At 64.5% G+C, this 19,342-nt stretch carries 20 protein-coding genes; 9 read left to right on the top strand and 11 right to left on the bottom strand.

The genetic code is table 11. The features are described from left to right. Positions 1 to 5: 5 nt before the first annotated feature. Entirely contained in the window at positions 6 to 479 is a 474-nt protein-coding gene (locus tag JJL56_RS26390) for an OmpA family protein (RefSeq protein WP_247891271.1), read from the bottom strand. Between JJL56_RS26390 and JJL56_RS26395 the strand changes: the two genes are divergently transcribed. The 4 genes from JJL56_RS26395 (at position 465) to JJL56_RS26410 (ending at position 3,734) form a co-directional block, all read left to right on the top strand. After that, the gene (locus tag JJL56_RS26395; RefSeq protein WP_200486926.1) at positions 465 to 1,070 is read left to right on the top strand and encodes a hypothetical protein; all 606 of its coding nucleotides are present in this window, start codon (positions 465 to 467) and stop codon (positions 1,068 to 1,070) included. The two genes, JJL56_RS26390 and JJL56_RS26395, sit on opposite strands and share 15 nt — an antisense overlap. Positions 1,071 to 1,151: 81 nt before the next feature. Beyond that, a complete protein-coding gene (locus JJL56_RS26400) occupies positions 1,152 to 1,706 on the top strand; it encodes a hypothetical protein (protein WP_200486896.1) in 555 nt (184 codons plus the stop codon). A 320-nt stretch (positions 1,707 to 2,026) separates the two neighbouring features. Further along, the gene (locus tag JJL56_RS26405; RefSeq protein ID WP_200486897.1) at positions 2,027 to 3,124 is read left to right on the top strand and encodes an antitoxin Xre/MbcA/ParS toxin-binding domain-containing protein; all 1,098 of its coding nucleotides are present in this window, start codon (positions 2,027 to 2,029) and stop codon (positions 3,122 to 3,124) included. Positions 3,125 to 3,137: 13 nt separating this feature from the next. After that, entirely contained in the window at positions 3,138 to 3,734 is a 597-nt protein-coding gene (locus tag JJL56_RS26410) for an RES family NAD+ phosphorylase (RefSeq protein WP_200486898.1), read from the top strand. Between the two features lie 9 nt (positions 3,735 to 3,743). Here the strand turns inward: JJL56_RS26410 and JJL56_RS26415 are convergent, their stop codons facing one another. The 4 genes from JJL56_RS26415 to JJL56_RS26430 are packed head-to-tail and all read right to left on the bottom strand — an operon-like array spanning position 3,744 to position 6,300. Then, positions 3,744 to 4,151 (bottom strand): hypothetical protein, encoded by a 408-nt coding sequence (locus JJL56_RS26415; RefSeq protein ID WP_247891272.1) that lies wholly within the window; start codon positions 4,149 to 4,151, stop codon positions 3,744 to 3,746. 27 nt (positions 4,152 to 4,178) lie between these two features. Next, positions 4,179 to 4,637, bottom strand: coding sequence for a hypothetical protein (locus JJL56_RS26420; protein ID WP_200486899.1), 459 nt, complete (start codon positions 4,635 to 4,637; stop codon positions 4,179 to 4,181). Between the two features lie 49 nt (positions 4,638 to 4,686). Beyond that, positions 4,687 to 5,286, bottom strand: coding sequence for a hypothetical protein (locus JJL56_RS26425; RefSeq protein ID WP_200486900.1), 600 nt, complete (start codon positions 5,284 to 5,286; stop codon positions 4,687 to 4,689). Positions 5,287 to 5,289: 3 nt separating this feature from the next. Then, positions 5,290 to 6,300: a zincin-like metallopeptidase domain-containing protein gene (locus tag JJL56_RS26430; protein ID WP_200486901.1), complete on the bottom strand. Its 1,011-nt coding sequence runs from the start codon at positions 6,298 to 6,300 to the stop codon at positions 5,290 to 5,292. A 226-nt stretch (positions 6,301 to 6,526) separates the two neighbouring features. On the opposite strand from JJL56_RS26430, the gene JJL56_RS26435 reads away from it, so the two are divergent. The 3 genes from JJL56_RS26435 to JJL56_RS26445 all read left to right on the top strand — a co-directional run bounded on the left by JJL56_RS26435 (position 6,527) and on the right by JJL56_RS26445 (position 10,934). After that, positions 6,527 to 7,342, top strand: a complete 816-nt coding sequence (locus JJL56_RS26435) for an AAA family ATPase (RefSeq protein ID WP_200486902.1) — start codon at positions 6,527 to 6,529, stop codon at positions 7,340 to 7,342. 1,099 nt (positions 7,343 to 8,441) lie between these two features. Continuing rightward, on the top strand, positions 8,442 to 8,618 hold the full coding sequence (locus JJL56_RS26440; RefSeq protein WP_014242629.1) for a hypothetical protein: 177 nt from the start codon (positions 8,442 to 8,444) through the stop codon (positions 8,616 to 8,618). Positions 8,619 to 9,536: 918 nt separating this feature from the next. After that, positions 9,537 to 10,934, top strand: coding sequence for a helix-turn-helix domain-containing protein (locus JJL56_RS26445; RefSeq protein ID WP_200486903.1), 1,398 nt, complete (start codon positions 9,537 to 9,539; stop codon positions 10,932 to 10,934). On the opposite strand, the gene JJL56_RS26450 is transcribed toward JJL56_RS26445, so the two are convergent. Further along, positions 10,931 to 11,404, bottom strand: a complete 474-nt coding sequence (locus JJL56_RS26450) for a hypothetical protein (RefSeq protein WP_200486904.1) — start codon at positions 11,402 to 11,404, stop codon at positions 10,931 to 10,933. The two genes, JJL56_RS26445 and JJL56_RS26450, sit on opposite strands and share 4 nt — an antisense overlap. Between JJL56_RS26450 and JJL56_RS26455 the strand changes: the two genes are divergently transcribed. Beyond that, positions 11,385 to 11,927 carry a hypothetical protein gene (locus JJL56_RS26455; RefSeq protein ID WP_200486905.1) on the top strand — a complete coding sequence of 181 codons (543 nt, stop codon included), beginning with the start codon at positions 11,385 to 11,387 and terminating at the stop codon, positions 11,925 to 11,927. The two genes, JJL56_RS26450 and JJL56_RS26455, sit on opposite strands and share 20 nt — an antisense overlap. Continuing rightward, positions 11,924 to 13,201 carry a hypothetical protein gene (locus JJL56_RS26460; RefSeq protein ID WP_200486906.1) on the top strand — a complete coding sequence of 426 codons (1,278 nt, stop codon included), beginning with the start codon at positions 11,924 to 11,926 and terminating at the stop codon, positions 13,199 to 13,201. Before JJL56_RS26455 ends, JJL56_RS26460 begins: the two co-directional genes overlap by 4 nt. 220 nt (positions 13,202 to 13,421) lie before the next feature. Here JJL56_RS26460 and JJL56_RS26465 read toward each other — a convergent pair whose 3' ends face one another. The 5 genes from JJL56_RS26465 to JJL56_RS26485 all read right to left on the bottom strand — a co-directional run bounded on the left by JJL56_RS26465 (position 13,422) and on the right by JJL56_RS26485 (position 19,276). Further along, positions 13,422 to 15,548 (bottom strand): ATP-dependent helicase, encoded by a 2,127-nt coding sequence (locus JJL56_RS26465; protein ID WP_200486907.1) that lies wholly within the window; start codon positions 15,546 to 15,548, stop codon positions 13,422 to 13,424. Positions 15,549 to 15,735: 187 nt separating this feature from the next. Next, on the bottom strand, positions 15,736 to 16,590 hold the full coding sequence (locus tag JJL56_RS26470; protein WP_200486908.1) for a ParB/RepB/Spo0J family partition protein: 855 nt from the start codon (positions 16,588 to 16,590) through the stop codon (positions 15,736 to 15,738). After that, entirely contained in the window at positions 16,580 to 17,602 is a 1,023-nt protein-coding gene (locus JJL56_RS26475) for an AAA family ATPase (protein WP_200486909.1), read from the bottom strand. The genes JJL56_RS26470 and JJL56_RS26475 overlap by 11 nt, the downstream gene beginning before the upstream one ends. A 641-nt stretch (positions 17,603 to 18,243) precedes the next feature. Next, a complete protein-coding gene (locus JJL56_RS26480) occupies positions 18,244 to 18,756 on the bottom strand; it encodes a hypothetical protein (protein WP_200486910.1) in 513 nt (170 codons plus the stop codon). A gap of 16 nt (positions 18,757 to 18,772) precedes the next feature. Beyond that, complete coding sequence (locus JJL56_RS26485; protein ID WP_200486911.1) at positions 18,773 to 19,276, bottom strand: hypothetical protein; 504 nt, start codon at positions 19,274 to 19,276, stop codon at positions 18,773 to 18,775. Between the last annotated feature and the right edge of the window lie 66 nt (positions 19,277 to 19,342).

Here is a 19,342-nt window from a genome sequence, read left to right on the forward strand (position 1 = left end):
AAGAACTAACGGCGGCCGGGGCGCCCACGGTCCAGATCGGGCAGCCGCAAACGGATCTGCGCGAGGTGAACGCCGCCGACCTCCCCGCGGACCGTCACGCGCGCCGGAGGCACGCGGTGGCTGGTGAGCCACCGCCTCACCGCGTCGGCCCGCGAAGCGGCGAGGCCGGCGGCGTATTCCGGAGCGTCCGGGACGGGTATGGCCCAGGCCTGCACGACGAGATCGAGCGTCGTTCCGTGCACGGCGTCGGCGCAGGCTTGCAGGATGGTCTCGGCTTGTCCATCAAGGGCAGCAGAGCGGGGGGCGAAGGGAATGGGCGCGCAGCGGCCGATCTGCATTCCGGAGTCCTCGGACGCCGCAGTTCCCTGCGGGACGAGCCGGATCGGTTCGCCCGCGTACGAGGAGAAGGGCAACGCGGCGGCGATCACGCACACCGCGGCGATGAGATGGGCGGAGAGCTTGCGATGACGGGGGATCATGACGTGAGAATAGCGCTCTTCCCGGCCGCGCCGCGAGCGCCGGTATTCGCGGCGGATCGCGGGTTGCCGCTCGGCCCATCGTTCGGGCCGCACACCACCCAACTGTTTCCGCAACCCTTTACGGATGCTGCGATGCCCGACCACCCAACCGAGCAGGCCGAGGCCGAGCTGGACGATCTTTCTCTAAGTCTGCTCCCGCAAGGCCAGCGGCATGTCCGGATGGAGCATGTGCATCCCGACGGCCGCCCGGATGATCATCGCATCGACCTCGACGCCGAAGCGCTGATCAACGCGGTCAGCGACCGCATCGCCGACGTCGCGTTTCGGCGGACGGACGCCGTCGACGTCGCCCTTTTTCTGCTCGACCGGTCCGGCCGCACCCTCGGGTCGATCACGGCTCGCGCCGATTTTCTCCGGCGCCGCGGCGTCGTCTGGGGTGGTGACCGCCACATCGAAGGGCTGATCCGCACCCTGGCCTTCTACGTCACGATCGACCAGGTACGTCTCCTCGAACAGGCCGAGCAGGCCCTGGTCAGGCGATCGCCGCCCATGGGCGAGCACCTCGGCCGGCGCAAAATCGCGGACACATGATTGCCTTCTGGTGTGGGTGCTCGAAGCGGCCATTTCACAGGCCCTACGCTGCAGCTTCGACGCACCGCACCGGAGTTCGGCATGTTCAAGCGCTTCAGCACTTCGTGGCCTGTTCTGGATGCTGCCTCGAAGCTGGTCACCGTTCTGTGCCTGATGGGGATGAGTACATTGTTTGGAGCCCTCCTCGCGATTGGCTTCCTCAGCTCCCATCACCTTCAGCAAACCGAGAAGGTCGTCGAGGGCATAAGCGAGATGACACGCAAACAGGCGGGAGCGGCGATGGCCACGGCGGTGGGTTACGCCCTGTCGCGCGGCGACGTTGCCGGCGCCGAGTCGGCTCCGGACGGTGCGATCACGGTTCATCTGAACAATGGCGGGTCGATCGTGCTGGCCAACCCGTGGGGCGGCCCTCAACGCTTCGACGCGGCAACCGGCATTTGGTACCTTGAGGTTCCCGAACGCGCCTGTCCCTCACTGGTAAGCATGATGCCCCAGGGCATGCTCACCGGTGTCGGAACGGGTGACGATCTGGACGGCATCGGCACCATCTCTGCCCGGCCCGTCAGCATCGAGGAGACACTTGAGCGGTGCGCTGGAGCGCACGCCCTGGCCCTGCGATTTGCCGGTCCGGCGTGACGGGCCGGGGCTTGGTTGGCTTTCAGCGGATGGTGTCATCGCTGATGCCCTCTGCGACAGGAGCGTCAGTTGATGCATGGGAACGAGCGGAACCGATGCTCATAAATTTGCTGTATGAACGCTTCACGTCCGTCGTCAAGGCAGCGTTTGTGTACCTTGGGACCTACATTCTTGCATCTGATTGGCCAAGGGAATCGGATCTTCAGATCCCGGACAGCGCCGACGGACGATGATCGTGGCCGTCAATTGAGTGGTAGAGGCGTTGATAGGAGCGGATGACCCTTGTTGTCTGCGCCAGATGCCGTTACCGTATGAGGCAAGTGGCGCGCAAACTGGTATCCTCCGTCAATCTGATAGCAGGGTATGGTGCAATGGAAGATTACAAAAATCATCCGAAGGCTGTGATGAAAGATTTCTTCAATGTGTTGCATTTAGGCAAGACAGAAAGAGGGAGTTTTGCTAATCGCGAAAATCGAGGAATACCTCTTCACAGAAATACTTATGAGCTATCAAGCGAAGCAGGGAGGTGTGATTTTTTGGGAGATTTTGTTAATGCGCTTCATGAGCAATTGGATAGTCGTAATAGGCATTTTATTTTAGGCTATGAGTCTATGCAAAATGATAATTATGCTAATCATAATAATGCCTTGGCGGGAATCTATGGTGCTCGATGGAGTTATAGTGACCCCTGGAATCATAGAGATGTAAAGTCAGAACAGGTTTTAATAGCCAAAGAAATTTTGAGTAATTTGCTTAGAAAAAGTGTTTTTGCAAAGAGTGCGATTTCAGAGGTGGCTTCGGGGAGGGGCTGTTTGTATGCTTCTTCCAACGACAGTAGTGATTGGGAATATTCATCTTCGGTCTCGGGCGGGTCAGGTAATGGTATCGGAAGCGCGGAGCCAAGCCAACCTTCAGGTGGCCAGGACGACGATGATGCATTTTTGGCCTTTCTTGAAGAAGCAGCCGGCAACGTTGCAACCGAAGTCGATGCCCCCATTTCAGCCCCCGAAATCGAGCTGCTTGGCGGAGCGATCGCAATCGGTCAAAGCGTCGTAACGCCGGATGATCTTGTTCGCGCGATCGAAAGCGGCTTCCGTCCTGCTGTACTTGACCACTTGATCGAGAACGGGTTTGAAAAGGGTGAGATCGAGCGTCTGGTCGCTCCGTTGCGCACGCAGCAGCGGCGCCGGAAGGAAGGCAGACTCTCTCCTTCAGAGTCCGATGTCACATGCCGGCTGGCTCGCGTGCTCATTCGCGCGGAAGGCACGCTGGGAAACCGCGCTCGTGCCTTTTCCTGGTTGCGACGGCCGAACCGAAGCTTTGCTGACGCGACTCCGATGACCCTGTTGGGAACCGAAGCTGGTGGGCGTCGGGTCGAGGAACTGCTGTTGCGCGCCGACTTCGGCATGATGGCCTGAAGGAGCGGCCGCGATGCATGATCATTGGAAAGACCGCTGGAGTAGCATAGAAACCGTGAGCCGACTTGCGCAGCGTCGCTATTCCGGCAATGCTGCTGCCGCACTGGATGGCAACGGTGGCCTTTACGTCCCCGGTCGATGGAACAACAAAGGCCAACGGGTCGTCTACACCGCCAGCAGTCGCGCTCTGGCGATGCTCGAACGATTGGTGCACCTTGATGTGGGGCTGCACGACGCCAGTGTCGAATTATCGTTTATGGAGTTCGTCCTGCCGTCCAGTGTGAGCCGGAATGTCCTTTCGCCGACCATGCTTGAAAACCTCGTAGCCAAACACGGAAGCTCCACGGAACCTCCGGATTGGCGCGTAGCAGACCACCCCTTGTGTCGAAGGTTGGGCGCAGCATGGATTGCCAGCTTGCGCTCATGTCTGCTTATCATCCCCTCCTCTATCGTCCCTGGGGATGCCAACGTGCTGATCAATCCAGAACACCCCGACATGGCAAAGATCATCGCGGCGAACGCTGGACGTTTCGTCCTCGACGCATACCAGCCGGATCAGCGTATCGCTGATGTTGTTCAGATGGCGTCGGTCAGCAAGACCGGGTCCTAAATCTGCCGGTCAAAGCAGGCAGGCTGGCGCAACGCCGGCCTGTCTATGAAGGAGGCGGACGGCGCCACCCATGCGGTTGAGCGCATCGGCGGCTGTCCAGGCAAGACTGATCACGCCGCCATCCGGCGAGGTCACGATGTCGTCGGGTACGAACGGGGCACCTTCATCGATCGCCATGGCGCTGACGCGGACCGTGCCGGGATCGATCCGGATCGAGCGATCGCCGAGATCCACTTCAGCCACGACACCGCACCGCGAGGGCCTGATGCGAAGAGCGCGAGCGGATCGGTCGAACCATTCGGCTTCTTCGGACGTGGCCAAGCCCCCGATCAGCACGTCCATCCTCAACCATCCTTCGGCAAAGGTGAGGAGCGCCGTGTGTCGGTCCGGCCCCGGCGCGGAGGAAGGGATGGTCATGGGGACGCAGTCTCCGAACCGGCAGAGCTATGCCGCCGCCGGCGCATGGCCTCCACCATGGGAGGAGTGTTTCAACGCGAAGATGGCGGTGGCGATGATCGCGGACCGTTCACCGAGCGGCAACAGCAGGACATGCTGAAGGCCATCGATCACGGTCTTGGAATAGGAAAGGGCTTGCCCTTCTTTGATGAGGTCGTCGAGGCCGTAAGCGCCGGACGCGATGCCCTTGATCAGCGCGGCGATCCGACCGTCGTCCGCATCGCCGGCATCGCGGTCGCTTCGTTCCGCGGCCAGCAGCGCGACGCCGGCGATGAGATGCTCGGCCGTGATCCTCCAATGGGCCTCATCCACTCCGAGGGTGCGGCCGGACGCGTAGGCGCGGGCATGGGCGGCACGGCCCGCCGTCTCGACCGAAGGCGGAAGGCCGGTGAAGAAGCCGGCCGACACCGGTGAAGCCTGTCCGATCGGAAAGGTGGAGACGGTCATGAGCACAACTCCGCTGTTGGAAAATGCATGCCGACCAGCATGCCGCTCCTCACCTCGGCCATTCGAGCACCGGCGCGGGCGCGTCTGCCCCGACCGGATCATGGTGCCCATGCCTCATGCTGCGCAGGAACGACCGCCAGACGTCGTCGGGCACGATCTTCTCGCCGGTCCCCGAACACAGCAGGCACGCCTCCGGCGGCCGGTCCGGCTGGAACACGGGGTGACGCCCGGTCCCGTAGCAGCAGTCGCAGAGATCGATCCGCCCGACGATGCGCCGCTGCACGACCGGATCGTCCGGTCCGGTGAACCGGACGGGCAGGCTCTGGAGGAGATGCTCCATGGCGCTGTCGAGGACGTCCTGGGCGGATCTGTGCCAGCCGAGATTGGCGATCCCGTAGAGCGCGTCCTCGCCGTTCATTCGCAGAACGACGTCGACGAGGTGGAGAGCCATCCCGCCCTCGCAAGCGGCCGGTGGTGGTGGCGGAAGCGCCCGAGGGCCGTGGGTCAGCCGGACGATCCGGCTGTCAGGCGAGGTGCCGATCTCCAGTCCGGGATGGCTGCGCAAGGCCGTTGCCGTCACCTGGGCGGCCAACTGAAGGAAGGCGGGCGGCAAGGTGCTGCGTTCCCGACTGTGGATTCCGTTCTCCATCCGTCACGCTCCCGCGGTGGCCAAAGGCCAATGGCGGCCGCCGCCGGCACGGCGGAGGATGTAGGCGCAGGCGTTTTCCGCCTGCCCCACCGCCCAGAAGAAGCTCTTCCGTTTGCCGCGGGTCCCGAGATGCTGCATCCAGCTCGCGATGTAGGCCGTGTTGTGGGAAAGAAGTTGGGCCGGCAGGCCGAATTGTGCGCAGAGGAAGGCCGCGCCGATCTCCGCTACCAGCTCCTCCTTCGGGCGGTTGTTGCCCTTGCCGTAGTTGAGCAGCGTGTCGCGGCGTAGGCGGGATGCCGACCCGGTGGCGTGCGTGCATTCATGGGCGAAAGTCAGCACGTAATATTCGTAGCCGCTCAGCCCGTCGCGCGGTTGGAAGGCGGCCTTCGGCGGCATGTTGACCCGGTCGGTCGCCGGGTTCCAGAACGCCCGGACTCCCCCCTCGATGAGGGCGGGGCCGCCGACGGGATCGTCCGGCAGAGGCTGCCAGGACAGCAGCGCATCCTCCAGCTTCAGGGCGGCTTGTGTTGGTGACGGCACCGCCGGCGGCGCGATCGGCACACCGTCGACCTGATGGATGTTGAACCACCGCTGGCGTTCGAAACCGATCATCGGGCGGAGCTGCCCGCCCAGGGCGTCCCCACCGATGGGACCAAGCTTCCTGGCGATGCCCGGCGTCTCACGGGTCCAGGCCGCCGCCGGAGCCTCCTCATCGAAAATTGGGACCAGGATTAGGGTGCCGGTTTCGCCGGTCCGGATGGCGCCGCCGTTCCGCTCCCATGCCTCCGGGGATGCCCAGAGGTGAGCCGTATAGCCGTTCCGTCGCGCAGCCGCCCACAGAGCGAGCGTGTTCTGTCCCTTGAAGGGGCGGCCGGAGAACGCGTTGGTCGGGCGGGCGGAAAAGCCGGCCCAAGGCATGACCCACTCCCCGGCGGCGTTGCGCTCGACAGCGCCGAGAATGTCCTCCGCGATGGCGGTGTGTGCCTCCTCCTCGGTGAGAAGTCCGTCGGTCATGCCCTGTGAGTCTCCGTCGTGCGTGTGCTCCACACGACGGTACCGGGTGGTAATCCATCAATTCGAGCCTCCACGAACGGCCGGCCCAGGTAGCGGCATCGGGGCGAGGTCGCCGACGGCGTTCATGGGCGTGCTCGACCCGCCGGCCGGGCCATCGGCATGATCGGGGCGAGGGGGCGCTGCCGTTTCGGCGTCCCGCGTCCAATGGCCAGGAGATCCCCGCAGGATGACGCTGCATTCCTCCGGCGCCGCAGCCGAGCCGCCGTGCATGGGTGACCTTGCGGATTGCCGCTCCAGTCTCGATCTCGCCGCCGAGATCATCCGCCTGGGCGATCTGATCGGCGCCGGGGCGGCGACGTCGATGGACCGGTTGGCGTTCGGCGATCTCGGCCGACAGTTCGGAGACATCCGGCATTCGCCGATGGAATGGCGCAAACTCCGGGCCGACGAGGAGGCCGTGTCGCTGTTCGGGCGTGCCGAACGGCTGCTGGCACTCCACGATCCCGCCTCCCTCCCCCAGCGGCCCCTGCCGGACAAACTGTCCGAGAGCCGCTGGCGGACGGTGCCTGCGGTCGAGCCCTGGTTCGAGAGCCGTCGGTGGCTTCACGGCTCTGCTCGTTGTCTCTTCCTCGGTCCGGCCGGCAGCGGAAAGAGCACCTGCGCGCGCGCCCTGGCCCATCGCCATGGCCTGCCTGTCGTGGAACTGGGGCCGTCTGAGGTGCGGACGCTCCGCGACCAGGATCTCCGGACGTTCATCGACCGCGCCGAGCGGATCGGCGCATTGCTGCTGGTGGAGGCGGCCGATCTTCTGCTGCTTCGGCCGGATTATCCGGCCGGCTACGAAGATCTGCTCAGATCCGCTGCTTTGGCCAACGAGGTGGAGCGTTTTGCCGGACCCGTCATCATGACGGCCCGGAGACCGGACAGCATCGACCCCGCGGCGATAGCGTCCCCGATCCATCGGGTTGCGTTCCACGCCTTGGCCCAACACCTCGTGGTGGTGCCCGGGCATGCCGATGGGGCGCCGACGCACGGTCCCTGACGGACCATCGGCCACGATGCTCCGACAGGCCGACGGTGCCTTCGGTGCCGTCGGCCTGTCTCCGCCTTCAATGCCCCCGCCTCCGGTGCCCGAAGGGTGCCGGAGGCGGGGCGGTTTCCCCGGCGCGGCGCCCGAAGGGTGCTGCAAGGGGGGTGGTAAAAGCGTCTGCTGGTGCGCCGGCGTCGCACGACCGTCGCGACGTTCATCCTTCCTGCCGGCACCCTCCGGGCACCGGCAGCGCATGATCGGCGGCGCGCGTTCCTGTTGGCCATACCGGCCATTCGGCGGCGCATGCCTTGCCTGCTTGGTGACCGCGGCCCGCACCGTCCCTGGGTGCCCAGAGGGTGCCCAGGAATGCCCGCAGGCGCCCGAAGGGTGCCGAGGGCGTCCGGATTTCCTATGGCGCGTCCTGCCGGTGTTCCGAAGGGCGCCGGCAGGACGCTGCATTCGGGGCCGCAAGCATTTGGCGGTCCCTGTCAGCTTGCCGGCACCCTACGGGCACCGGCAGCGCACGTTTGAGGCCCAAACCATAGCCGCAGTCGCCTCCGGTGCCCAAAGGGTGCCGGAGGCGGTGGTGCCCCAGGTCGGTGCCCGAAGGGTGCCGGCAGGGTGCCGACGTCGCTTTTTCGGTTGCCGCCCGTCGGGCCCCGGCAACGCGGAGTCGGCCTCTGATCATAAGCCACGTCACGGTCCTTGTCCGTCCATCCGCCGGCATTCGTTGTGGCCTCATGTATTCGCCATTCTCCCCCCCAAAAAAAAGCCGCCGAACCGCCGGGCCACTGCGAAACGGTCAGCATGATATGTCGATACATCGTGACGAAAGGAAATGTGCCGTCATGTCATGATAATGAGTGGCGGACAATAGAATAGCTCATGTAATGTCCTGTCATTCCGCATGCAAGTATCATCTTTGACCAAAGACGACGGCCGCCTATTTAAAATATCGGCGAATAATTTGTTTGGAGAGTGCGAAAAAAGTTCTTGCAATGGCGGGGGGTGCGGCGCATCGTTGATGTCAGACAGGCCGCCCGGCGTCGTGCAACAGGATGCACCGGGACAGCCAGCCGCCACTCAGCCGCTCAAATTGAAAGGATTGACCATGAAGTCGATTGCCGTTCTGGCCGCCGTCGCCGCCATCACCTTCGCCGCCAACGCCGTTCAATCCGGCTATACCGATCTGCGCGTCCGGATCGCCGCCGCCGAGGCGAATTCGTCCGCCGGGTCCATCGCTCAGGATGGCGCCGCTCCCGTCCGCGTCCTGGCCAGCCTGCGGTGATTCAATGCCATGGCGTCGATCGAGAGGGGCTTGGCGGTGGCGCGTTCAGGTGCCACCGCTGTGAGGTGCAGGGGCCAAGTGGGGGACGTGGCGCGCGACTCCTGGTCGGAGCGGTCCCCCGGGGCCCACGCTCCCACAAGGGTTTCTAACCCTCCGATTGCGTTTATTCGGTTGCACTGGCTCGATGTGTTGAAATGCACGGCCGATTCGAGGAAAAAGAGAATGATTTATCGGCGAACCCGCGATGGAAAACATCGCTTTTGCGCGAGCGGACGGCGTTGTTGAGTAGGGGACAGGCTGCGCTTTCCGCTTGAACTGGGAAATCGACCATCCGGATTCCAGGCGGTGATGGCGGAATAGACTCTTACGCTTGCGCTGTGTGGGGACTCCAGTCCATAGTTGCATTCGGGTGATGACCGTCACCAGAAACTGGAAGAGTTGGAGAACCCAAATGACCGTGTAATCGCCCTTCTCTCCGAGCAATCCATTCAGAAGCTTTCGAGGGTTTCCGGCAGTTCGGAAACTCCGTGGTTTCACGCGGTGCTGACATTCGCCCGCCACGGCTCTGCTCGTCGATCACAAACTCCCCTTTGATTACGGTCGCGCCTTCAGCGCGTCTGCATGACGATTCATGCGCGCGTCTTCAGCAGGCCCGATCACGCCATCGGACAGGACATGCCAACGGCCAATCGAACGCGCACGAGAAACGACTAAGCCCAAGCCCCCCTTCCGGAGAGCCTGGGCTTAGACGAGCCGACATGAACACATGACCGGCAGCAGTGTCAGGTAATCAGCTCCTAGACACTGCACCAGCCATTTGTGCCCGTCAACTGGAATTTCACGGTTCCGGTAACGCTGCCTCTGTGCCCGAGCGCTCCACCGATCGCGGGACAAGGTCCCGCCACGGGAGAGATGTGCATGCAAGAATCCTCCTTCGTCCGAAAGCCCCCTCCCGGCCGGGCGCGCTTCGTTGCGGGCGACTACCGCGCCGCCGCCGCCGCCGCCGCGTTCGGCGGGCTTCCAGCTTCGCTGTCCCATCCTAAACAATTGCTGGAACCGCTCCGCGCCGCAGGGCGTCACCTGCCCTTCCCCCGCTGCGCTCTCGATACGCTGGCCTTCCTGCTCGATCACACCAGGCTCGAGGACTGGCGCCCTGGCGGCCGCCCCGTCGTCTGGCCGGGCAACGCGAGAATCGCCCAGGCCACCGGTCTGTCGATCGCCACGGTGAACCGTCACCTTGCCTGGCTGCGCGCGGCCTCCGCGCTGAAGCTGGAGATCGGTCCCGGCAACCGGCGTCAGCCCGTGCGTGACAGTACGGGCCAGATCGTCGAGCTGTACGGGCTCGACCTGTCCCCCCTGGTCGATCTTCATCGGCGCATGGTCGAAGTCGCCCGGCACCAGGCCGAGCGCGGCCGGGCGCTGCGCAGCATCGTCGCCGGCATCCGTTGCCGGGCCGATCTGACCCGCCAGCACGAGGATGCCGCATCCGCCGCCGGCGCCGGACCTGATGAGCCGGAGTGCGTCGAGCTGGTCGCCAACGCACGGCACGCGGACGCGCTGATCGCCGAGGCCAGGATGATCCTGCGCCGCGATGCGAGGGTCGACGAGGAGGGGCAGTCCGAGCATCTTGGCCGCCTCGCGGCGATCGACACCGAAATCCGGCTGGTCGAGACGAGGTCCAGGGCGCTCGCCGAAGCCATCGTTTCCAAGGCTTTGGATGAGAAAACAATATGCGCGCATCCCAGCAACGAGACGCATAACACTACAAGCTTAGACCATCCGCAGGATGGTATTCTGTATGGCTATGCGGGTGATGTAGCGTCCAGGTCTGTGGATAACTCCACCCGGGAGAAGGGTGGCGGGAACGACGAACCGTCCCCGGACCTGTTCCCGTTCGTTCCGGAATCGCAGAAGCCGGCCATGCCCCCTCCACGCTGGAACGGACGCCTGCTCGCTTCCGTCAGCCCCACCTTCGCCAGCTTGTTCGCGCAGTATCGGACCGGGAAATCCGGGCCGGAATCCGCCGATCTGGACGATCTTCGGATCGTCGGGCGGATCGCCGCCCTGTGCCTGGGGCTGTCGGACATTTCGTGGAGCCGGGCGGTGGACCGGCACGGCGAAGTCCGGGCGGCGCTGTGCGCGCTGGTCGCCGGCGATCGTCCGGCGCATGAGATCCGAACATCGCGCGCGCAGATGCTCGCCGGCATGTACCTGAAACGGTCGGAAGACCTGAATCCGCTCGCCTCGTTGTTCGGCATGGCTGGTCGACGGTCGGCGGCACCGGCGGTCGACGCCGGACAGCGGCTCTTGTGTTAGGAGGCCGGAGATTGCGAACGCCCGGATGCCTTTCGACCGGCGAGCCGGCGCAGCGGCCGGCGCACGCTGGCCTCGTGCAGGATGCCCCCCAACAATGCCATCAGAATCGCGCAACCGCCGAGGCTGCCGCCCCACAGCAGCCCGAATCCGGCGAGACACAATCCCGCCCGTTGGAGGACACGTCCTCGCCGGATCAGGCGTTGGGAGGAACCGGATGACTTCGGCCCGGGCACCGGCGATGGAATCGCACGTTCCACCGCGTCCTCGGCCGGAATGCCGTCGTCGACGGGGGCGCCGGAGCCTGCCGCCATCGCCAGTCCGGAAGCGGCAACGATGGCGAGAATGGCCGGAATGATCATCCAGAATGCCATCCAGGATGGTTCCAGGACCCCGTTGAGCAGGATCAGGCTGGCGGCGAAGGCCAGCAGGGGCAGAATGAGGAAGGGAGCATTGGTCTTCCGCTCGGCCATCGTGCAGGTGCTCGACTTGTGGAAACGGTCGATCGTACCGTTCCTTGAACTTCGGTTTCGAGCCTGCGGAAAGGGACAGCGAATGCCGGAACGCCGTCTAACGGTGGCAACGCTGCTGACCGGTGTGCTCTGGGTGCTGATGTGGAGCCGGCGGCGGCAGATCCGTAGGCAGGTCGTCGCCTGCATTCTCGCGGGCGCGGCCCGTGACCTCGACGGTCTTCTGGCGGGACAGCCCGGTGGCCCATCGGGAACACTGCCGGACGGTGGCCGGATCTCGTCTGCGGCATGGCGCTCGGCGGCCGCCGGAATTCCCCGCATCGTCAACCCGCCGATGCCGGACCGGCCGTCGCTGCAGGCCCTGGCGCTCCTCGCCGGCGATCGCAGCTGCCTGTTCGCTTTGGCGCGGCACGGTTGGCGTCTCGATCCCGAGGGTGACCACAGCGTCCTTCGGGCCGCCTTCCATCTGCATGGCCCGGACGAGCTTCGGGCTCTCGCCCGGGCGTCCTGCGGTGTCGCTCCGTGACCGGAAGCTCGCGCCTGGTCGGCTGGTTCCTCTGGCTCGTGCTGACGGTATGGCCGTTCAAAACGGCGCTGTGGATCGGCTGCGGCTTCGACGTCCTGAACACCGGCCACTATGCCTATGTGTGGGCCGCCTTCCTCGCCGGTGCCCGTTTCCACACCCCGGCGCAGATCCTGTTCCTGCTGAGCTGGCCTGCCCTTCTGCTGTGGTGTTGGGCGACCCTTGTCGCTCTGCCCTTGCCGACCGTCTTCGCGCGTTTGCTGGATCACTGGCTCGACCGGCGGGCCCGGCGGCATCACGCCGACGAAGCTCCGGCGCCGGCGGACGACGGCCTCCCCTCCCCCTTCGCCGGTCTCGGGACCGCCCTGCCCGCTCCGCCGGTCCAGGCTGTCCGGAGCGAGGACAAGGTGATGCCGCCTCTGCCGCCGGCGCCGGCGATGGCCTCCGTCCCGGCCCATCCGGCGTCCCACGGCGCTCCGCAACGGTCTCCAGCACCACCACGGCCACCGGCTCCGCCGCCCGCACCCGCGGACGAGTACCGGCCGCCCGATCTCGAGGCTCCCTTGTCGGTGGCCGAGCTGGCGGCGATCCTCGATCTGGTCCCGGACGAACGGCGCCGTGACGAGCTGCGGGACGCCATCGCTCGGGTCGATCCCGAGCTCCAGGCGACCATGACCGCCGTGGTCGCCGTATCGGCCGCCGCCCAGATGGAGCATGACCGGATCTGCGAGGCGCAGGGCAAGCGGCCAGCCTTGGCCACCGACGTTCCCTGCGATGATCCGGAATGGATGGAGCCCTTTCTGGAAGGGCTGCAGGCCTGCAACACCGCGGTGTGGGAACTCAACAGCTACGACGGATCGAACCGCGGCTTCGTCGCGCTCGGGGGATCGGGCATCGCCGTCATTCTGGCCTGGACGCGGCCTGGTCCGTGGATCGATCGCGGCGACCGGTGGACGGGAGCGGCGGACGTCGCATGCCTCTCGCCCGTCCTCGGAGTCGACATTCTGCTCAAGCAGCTTTTGAAGACGATCGACGGTTCCCCGGAAACCGCCAACCGCCTCACCTCCTGCCAAGCCATCGTGCTGATGGCGGAAGGCACGATCGTGCCGGACGAGGAGACCGAGCGCCGCTGGGACAGCAAATCCGTGCAGGTCTGCACTCTCGCCGCCGGGGATCGGATATCGCTTATGGCGGCGATCGGCCCGCATCCACGGTCGCCCGACGATCTCATCGCCGCGGCACTGGACCGGGCAGGGCTGAAGCGCCTGTCGAACTGACGGTGGGGAGGTCAGCAGGCGGCGCGCCGGGCGTAGTTGACCGAGGCCTCGGCGCGCCTTGAGCTGGAGACTTCCGTTCATGTTTCCATGAAATCAGAGGTCCCCACTTATATAGACCGGGCACGGTCGTGCGTCAACGCGCCGTCGCGCGACAACACTCCAGGCGTCCCGTCTCGGAGCACGTCCTTCGATGCACCGATGAGCCCCGGCCGGGAGGTCGTCAGGGCTCTGCCGGTGCCGCCGAATTCGCCTCGCAGGTCCAGGCGGCGAGCAACGCCGCGTCATTCAGCGCTGCCGCTGGAATGCTCCGGCGCCGGGTCCGGGCCAGGGTCCGGGCCGCGGCGAGCGCGTCGGCCGACGGGCGTCGCCGGCGCATCCGACTCCAGCTCCGTCCCTCGATGCGGAGCGTCTCCTGTTCGGGGATCTCGTCGATGAAGCGGCTCGGGGCCGTCGAGGTGTGGACGACCGTCAGGCGTTCGTGCGGACGGGTCATGCCGACATACATGCCGTTCCGTTCCTCCTCGATGCCGCGACCGCCATCGTGCATTTCGGCGCGGACGGCGTGGGCCGACGGAAAGATGCCCTCGTCGACACCGAAGAGATAGGCCTCGTCGTCTTCGAGCCCCTTGGCGGCGTGCACGGTCATCAGCCGCACCGGCGCGTCGTCGCGTTCGGCCTGGGCCGCCCGTTCCGCCCGGTCGTGCAGCGCGGCGGCACTGCCGACCTCCCTGGCCACCTGCAGCAGTTCCGCCACGTTGTCGAGGCGCTCGTCCGCGCGCGGATCGTCGGCGGCCCGCCAGTGTTCCTCGTAGCCGACGGCGTCGAGAAGGCCTTGAAGGCGGTCGGCGAAGCCGCCGGAGGAGGCCGTGTCCCGCCACCCGGCCATGGCGTCGGCGAGGGCGCGGGCGCCGGACGCCTGGACGCCCCGCAGCATCCCGGCGTCGGCAAGGCGACGCCCAGCCTCCACCAGATCGCCGGCGCCGGCTGCGGCGCGAATGCGCTCCATGGCGACGTCTCCGAGTCCGCGGGGCGGAAAATTCGCGATGCGCTCCCAGGCGTCCGCGTCGGCGGGATTCACGGCGAGCGCCAGATAGGCGAGGGCGTCGCGGACCTCGAGACGGCCCCAAAACCCGACATCCCCGACGACGGTGTAGGGGAGGTCCGCATCGATCAAGGCCTCCTCGACGACCCGGCTCAACCAGTTCGCCCGGTACAGCACCAGCGTTCCGGGTTCGTCGTCGCACTCGGCCCGCCTCAGGCGGATGTCGTCGGCAAGCCAGTCCGCGGCGTCCTCGAGGGACTCGGCGCCGACCACACGAACCGGGGGGCCGCCATGGCGGCGGGTGGGGTCCGGCCGCAAGGTCTTGGCGAAGCGGCGCTTGTTGTTGGCGATCACGGCGTTGGCGCAGGCGAGGATGACCGGTGTCGAGCGGTAGTTGATCTCCAGCCGCACCATGCGGCAGGGCGCCCATTGATCGGGAAAGCCCAGGATGTTGCCGACGTCGGCCCCGCGCCACGCGTACAGCGACTGGGAATCGTCGCCGACGGCGCAGACGTTGCGGTGATCCCGCCCGAGCAGATGAACGAACAGCGCCTGCTGGACGTTGGTGTCCTGGTACTCGTCGATGTGGATGAACCGGAAGCGGCCGGCAATGTCGCGCCGGTAGCTTTCATCGCCCTCCAGCGCCTTGACCACCCACAGCAGAAGGTCGCCGAAGTCCGCGAGATTGTCCTCGCGCAGGATCGCCTGGTACGCCGCGTACACCCGGGCGGCCGTGGCGACATCCTCCGGAACCTCGTCTCCCCCGAACTTCGCGCCGATCCATCCGGCGACGGACGCCTCGTCGGGCGTGATTCCTTCGTCCTTCATGGTGGCGATGGCGGCCGCGGCGGCGTGCACGGCGTCGCGGTCGTCGTGACCCTCGATGCCGGCGTCTTCCATCGCAATGCGGACGGCCCTGCGCGACTGTGCGGCGTCGGCGATCTCGAACCCTTTGGCGAGGCCGGCGAGCCAGGGGCGCTCGGCCAGCAGGCGGCGGGCGATGGAATGAAAGGTGCCGACCCAGATCTGGCTCGCGCGTTCCTCGCCGATCATCTCCGACAGCCTGTCCTTCATGACTTCCGCGGCGTCGTTGGTGAAGGTCAGCGCCAGGACCTGATAGGGGCGTGCGCGCCGCTCCGCGATCAGATGGGCGATGCGGGCGGTCAGGGTTTTCGTTTTGCCGGTGCCGGCTCCGGCGAGCACCAGTAACGCGCCGTCCAACGCCGTGGCCGCCTCGCGCTGCTGGTCGTTCAGACCGCTCAGGGGATCAGTGCGCCGCCTCGTCCCACGATACCGGTCGAACATGCTGCCTTTCTCCCACCGTGTCCTCCACGGCGGAGGCCCCGCGTGGTCAGCGCAATACCAGCATAGAAGGGGAGGGCGGTTCGAGCACCGGCGCTCTACTCCATAGACTTGCGACGTCGGGAGCACCTTTGGGTTGCGCCAGAGATTAGACGGCTACCCAGGGATGCTCCCGACGTCGCAAGCCGCTTCATTCACTAAGAAGGTCGTCGATCTCCTGGCGAAGCTGATGGAGGCGTTCACGATGCTCGGCAACCATGGCTGAACGAACCGCACGGACGGCTCCGATATCCTTCCCAATTCGGTTCAGGCTGGTGCCTAACACGCGCAACGGCTCCAGATTTTGGCGGGTCCGCGGCTTAGCCGCCCGCATCTCCCGCACCGTCATGCCACCTCTGGCTTGGTTCCAAAGAGCCCGCTGGGCATTTTCACCCTCAACTGCGGCTAGCTCATACAGCGCAGATTTGCTCACTGTGTCAGGAGCAGCCTGATATTCGGCAAGGATATCGGAGGGTAATGTGAGAATGCTCAATCGCCGCGAGGTTTCACTATCGGATAAGCCGACCACAGCACCAGCTTCCACCTGCGAAAAGCCCTGGGTATCGATTAGCGCTTTCAGGCCTCGGGCGAGGTCGACGGCGTCCAAATCGACGCGCTGCACATTCTCAATAAGCGCGAGTTCTTCCGGTTTCCCCTTGGTGATAATTGCCGGAATGGTGGACCGCCCCAGCATGCGATGAGCGCGCAAACGCCGCTCGCCGGCCACCAAACGGTAATGACCAACTTCCTCCGTCTCCCGGACCAGAATTGGTTGCTGGAGGCCGTACCGTTTTATGGACTCTGCCAGAAGGCCAAGTGCTTCCTCGTCGAAAACTGTTCTCGGCTGGTCCGGATTGGCGGTGATGCTGTCCAGGTCCGCTTCGACCAGTCGGGGGAGAACGCCGGAGAGGCCGTGCAAACTCGCGCTGACTTCAGGAATGGCTTCACGGCCTGCCGGACCGGCCATCATCTGTGTGCGGGTCGTGCGCTGAAGCTTAGGCGGCATGGACGCTCTCCGCTGTGTTCGCTGTTGCGTCGATCAGCTGCCGGGCGATCTCAACGAAAGTTACGATCCCGGGTGCCCCTGGATCGGCCTCAACCGTAATGCGTTGACTGGCCGCGGCTTGAGAGTAAATGGTTGCCCGCGGAATGGGATCGAACACATGCATCGACGAGCCCCAGACCTGCTGTATGTCGTCCAGAGACGCACGATCCTGGCTGAGCCGCGCATTGTACATCGTTGGTACGATGCCGAGGATGCGCAGACGGGGGTTCGCCCGTTGCTGCACTTCACGCAGGGTGTTGTTCAGGTGATCGAGTCCCAGGATTGCCGGTGCTTCCGTCTGGCACGGGATCAAGACATAGTCCGACGCGACAAGCGCGTTCATGGTCAACGCCGATAGGGCAGGGGCACAGTCGATCACGACGAAGTCATACTGGTTCCGGATTTGCCCGATCATCTGGCGCATGAAGCCGCTTGGGCTGATCTGGTCCTGCGTCATCTCCTTTTCAGCGACGGCAAGCGCAATGCTGGAAGGCAGAAGGTGCAGATTCGGATAGGCCGTCCGCAGGATGCAGGAGTCGACCGGTGTTTTCCCGGTCAAGGCATGATATAGGGTGCGCCCGGACTTGGTCAGTTCCACCGTTTCTCCAACAGGTACGCCTGCCTGAACAGTCGCGTTTGCTTGGCTGTCGCCATCGACCAGCAGCGTCCGGTAACCTGCGCGAGCCAGAACGTAGGATAGACACAGACTTGTCGCGGTCTTAGCCGTGCCGCCCTTTTGGATGGCCAGTGACACCGTCACGCATCGGCGGGAAGCAGTGTCCTCCGTCCGCTGCAACGTCAGCATCAGTAAAAGGCCTGCAACGTCAGCCGGAACCTTCTCCTTACCACTTTCCCACTTCGAAACCTTGGATTTGTCCAGTTTTCGCCCGGTCATGTCGTTCAGCGCGGTCGCTAAATCCGCTTGGGTCAATCCACGCAATTCCCGCAGTGCGCGGATCTTGTCGCCGTCCATGCGATGCCTCCACCGATTTGGGTAATGGAAAGCTACGTAGTTGCCTTTCTGAGGTCAAGAAAGACAACCGATGAGCCACAACAATCCGGCATTTTTCCTGAACGTGAGGGATTTTGAGGAAATTATGTAACTGAAGTGGCTTCATAGGGATGCCTGAGGACAACGGCTGCTCCCGATTGTCGCGAGCGCACTGTGCAGTCTGTGTCGACGTCGTCGGCGTACCGCTGGCTGTGTGATCGCCCAGTCCCAGGGCGTCCGTGGGCAACTCGCGCCCTCCTGAAGGCGGCTATCCCGGCCGCTACAGCGACACGCTGTTCGTGGCGAAGTTCTCGAACCCGTCTGGCCACTCACTCACAGCCCGTTTAAAAAGGTCATGGCGGGGGCAGGCGCTTGCGGTTTGGATGGGCGGCGATTCTTCGATGGCTCTGACTTTTGCCATAATGGCCTAACCCGCGCCAGCGGTGCATCTGCGCGCCGATGTAGAGCTTGCGCTGTGAGCCCGGCTCGGCTGTCGAAAGTCTCGTCACCTTCCTGCGCTCCAACGAGGCGCACGCGCTGGAGCAGGAAAAGAGCGACCAGTGGGCACAGCGGTAGCGCGAACCCACCGGCCGCCCTGCCTGCGATCCGCAGGCTCGCATACGTCACCAGTTCCAAGGCAGGACCTTCTTCGGATCTTGGATGATCTTCTTAGCGTCGCCGCCGATGCCGAGCGTATTGAGGGTGTCGTCGCGCGCCTTGGGAATGGCCGCGTTCGGGCCACCGAGAGGGCGACCGTCCATGATTTCGGAAACGTCCACATACGTGAGCTGCCTGGGGAGAAACTCTGACAGGCCCGCGGTGTAGACCGAAACCACGAGGTTGGCCATTTGCTGCTTAGGCATGTAATTCGCCGTACAGACTTGGCGCATCTGCTCGGCGGACAGAAGCGCGCGATCGCGGGCGCGGAGGTGAAGGAGAATGAGCGCCTGCTTCTCGTCGTCCGGAAGCTCCAAGCCGTTTACGGCGGCGATCCGGGCTTCGGTATCCCGGTTCAGCCCTTGCATGATGTCGTCGGCTTGGCGGTTGCAGACGCCTGCTTGCTGAGCGAAGGCTAGGTCGAACGGCTGGGCGACGAGCAGCAGGACAGTGAACATCCGTAGAGTGAATAACGCCATGACGCGTCCTCCGCGGCTAGCATTTCCTTTGGAAGGTCAGACATTTCCAAGGATCACGCACGATGTTGGCTATGGTTCCGTTGTCGCCTCTGAGGACGTCCTCGCGGAACTTGGGAATGAGCGCGTTCGGCCCGCCGAGCGGATAGCCGGCGAGGATCTCGGACACATCGACATGCGTCATCCGGGGCGCCAAAATCTTCGAGAGGCCGCCCGTGTAGAACGCCACGACAGCATCCATCATATTCTGCATATCTTTGAATTGAGCGGTGCATTCTTCTTTCTGCTTGTCCACGACCTGCAAAGATCGATCCCTGTTGCGAGAGAAGAGAAGCTTCAAGGCATCCTGCTCGTCCTGCGGCAGAGAATGGTCAATCGCATCGATCCACGCCTGAGCGTCGCCCTGGACTTTCGAGGCGATTTCATCGGCCTGGCGGTTGCAGACTCCCGCCCCTTGCGCATTCGCCGCCTGCGGCGCGGCCAGGACGAGCGAGGCTAATAACACTGCATAGAGGATTTTCATTGCTCTCTCCATTTTCCTGATGACGTAAATATTCGTCCATAGATAACCTTTTCCCGCAAATATGCA

Origin of the sequence: Azospirillum aestuarii (assembly GCF_016632405.1) — a bacterium.
Lineage (GTDB): Bacteria > Pseudomonadota > Alphaproteobacteria > Azospirillales > Azospirillaceae > Azospirillum > Azospirillum aestuarii.

Coding starts and splice junctions, on each gene's coding strand:
- JJL56_RS26395 (WP_200486926.1), top strand. CDS start 465: ATGACGGGGGATCATGACGTGAGAATAGCGCTCTTCCCGGCCGCGCCG.
- JJL56_RS26390 (WP_247891271.1), bottom strand. CDS start 479: ATGATCCCCCGTCATCGCAAGCTCTCCGCCCATCTCATCGCCGCGGTG.
- JJL56_RS26400 (WP_200486896.1), top strand. CDS start 1,152: ATGTTCAAGCGCTTCAGCACTTCGTGGCCTGTTCTGGATGCTGCCTCG.
- JJL56_RS26410 (WP_200486898.1), top strand. CDS start 3,138: ATGCATGATCATTGGAAAGACCGCTGGAGTAGCATAGAAACCGTGAGC.
- JJL56_RS26415 (WP_247891272.1), bottom strand. CDS start 4,151: ATGACCATCCCTTCCTCCGCGCCGGGGCCGGACCGACACACGGCGCTC.
- JJL56_RS26420 (WP_200486899.1), bottom strand. CDS start 4,637: ATGACCGTCTCCACCTTTCCGATCGGACAGGCTTCACCGGTGTCGGCC.
- JJL56_RS26425 (WP_200486900.1), bottom strand. CDS start 5,286: ATGGAGAACGGAATCCACAGTCGGGAACGCAGCACCTTGCCGCCCGCC.
- JJL56_RS26430 (WP_200486901.1), bottom strand. CDS start 6,300: ATGACCGACGGACTTCTCACCGAGGAGGAGGCACACACCGCCATCGCG.
- JJL56_RS26435 (WP_200486902.1), top strand. CDS start 6,527: ATGACGCTGCATTCCTCCGGCGCCGCAGCCGAGCCGCCGTGCATGGGT.
- JJL56_RS26440 (WP_014242629.1), top strand. CDS start 8,442: ATGAAGTCGATTGCCGTTCTGGCCGCCGTCGCCGCCATCACCTTCGCC.
- JJL56_RS26445 (WP_200486903.1), top strand. CDS start 9,537: ATGCAAGAATCCTCCTTCGTCCGAAAGCCCCCTCCCGGCCGGGCGCGC.
- JJL56_RS26450 (WP_200486904.1), bottom strand. CDS start 11,404: ATGGCCGAGCGGAAGACCAATGCTCCCTTCCTCATTCTGCCCCTGCTG.
- JJL56_RS26465 (WP_200486907.1), bottom strand. CDS start 15,548: ATGTTCGACCGGTATCGTGGGACGAGGCGGCGCACTGATCCCCTGAGC.
- JJL56_RS26470 (WP_200486908.1), bottom strand. CDS start 16,590: ATGCCGCCTAAGCTTCAGCGCACGACCCGCACACAGATGATGGCCGGT.
- JJL56_RS26475 (WP_200486909.1), bottom strand. CDS start 17,602: ATGGACGGCGACAAGATCCGCGCACTGCGGGAATTGCGTGGATTGACC.
- JJL56_RS26480 (WP_200486910.1), bottom strand. CDS start 18,756: ATGGCGTTATTCACTCTACGGATGTTCACTGTCCTGCTGCTCGTCGCC.
- JJL56_RS26485 (WP_200486911.1), bottom strand. CDS start 19,276: ATGAAAATCCTCTATGCAGTGTTATTAGCCTCGCTCGTCCTGGCCGCG.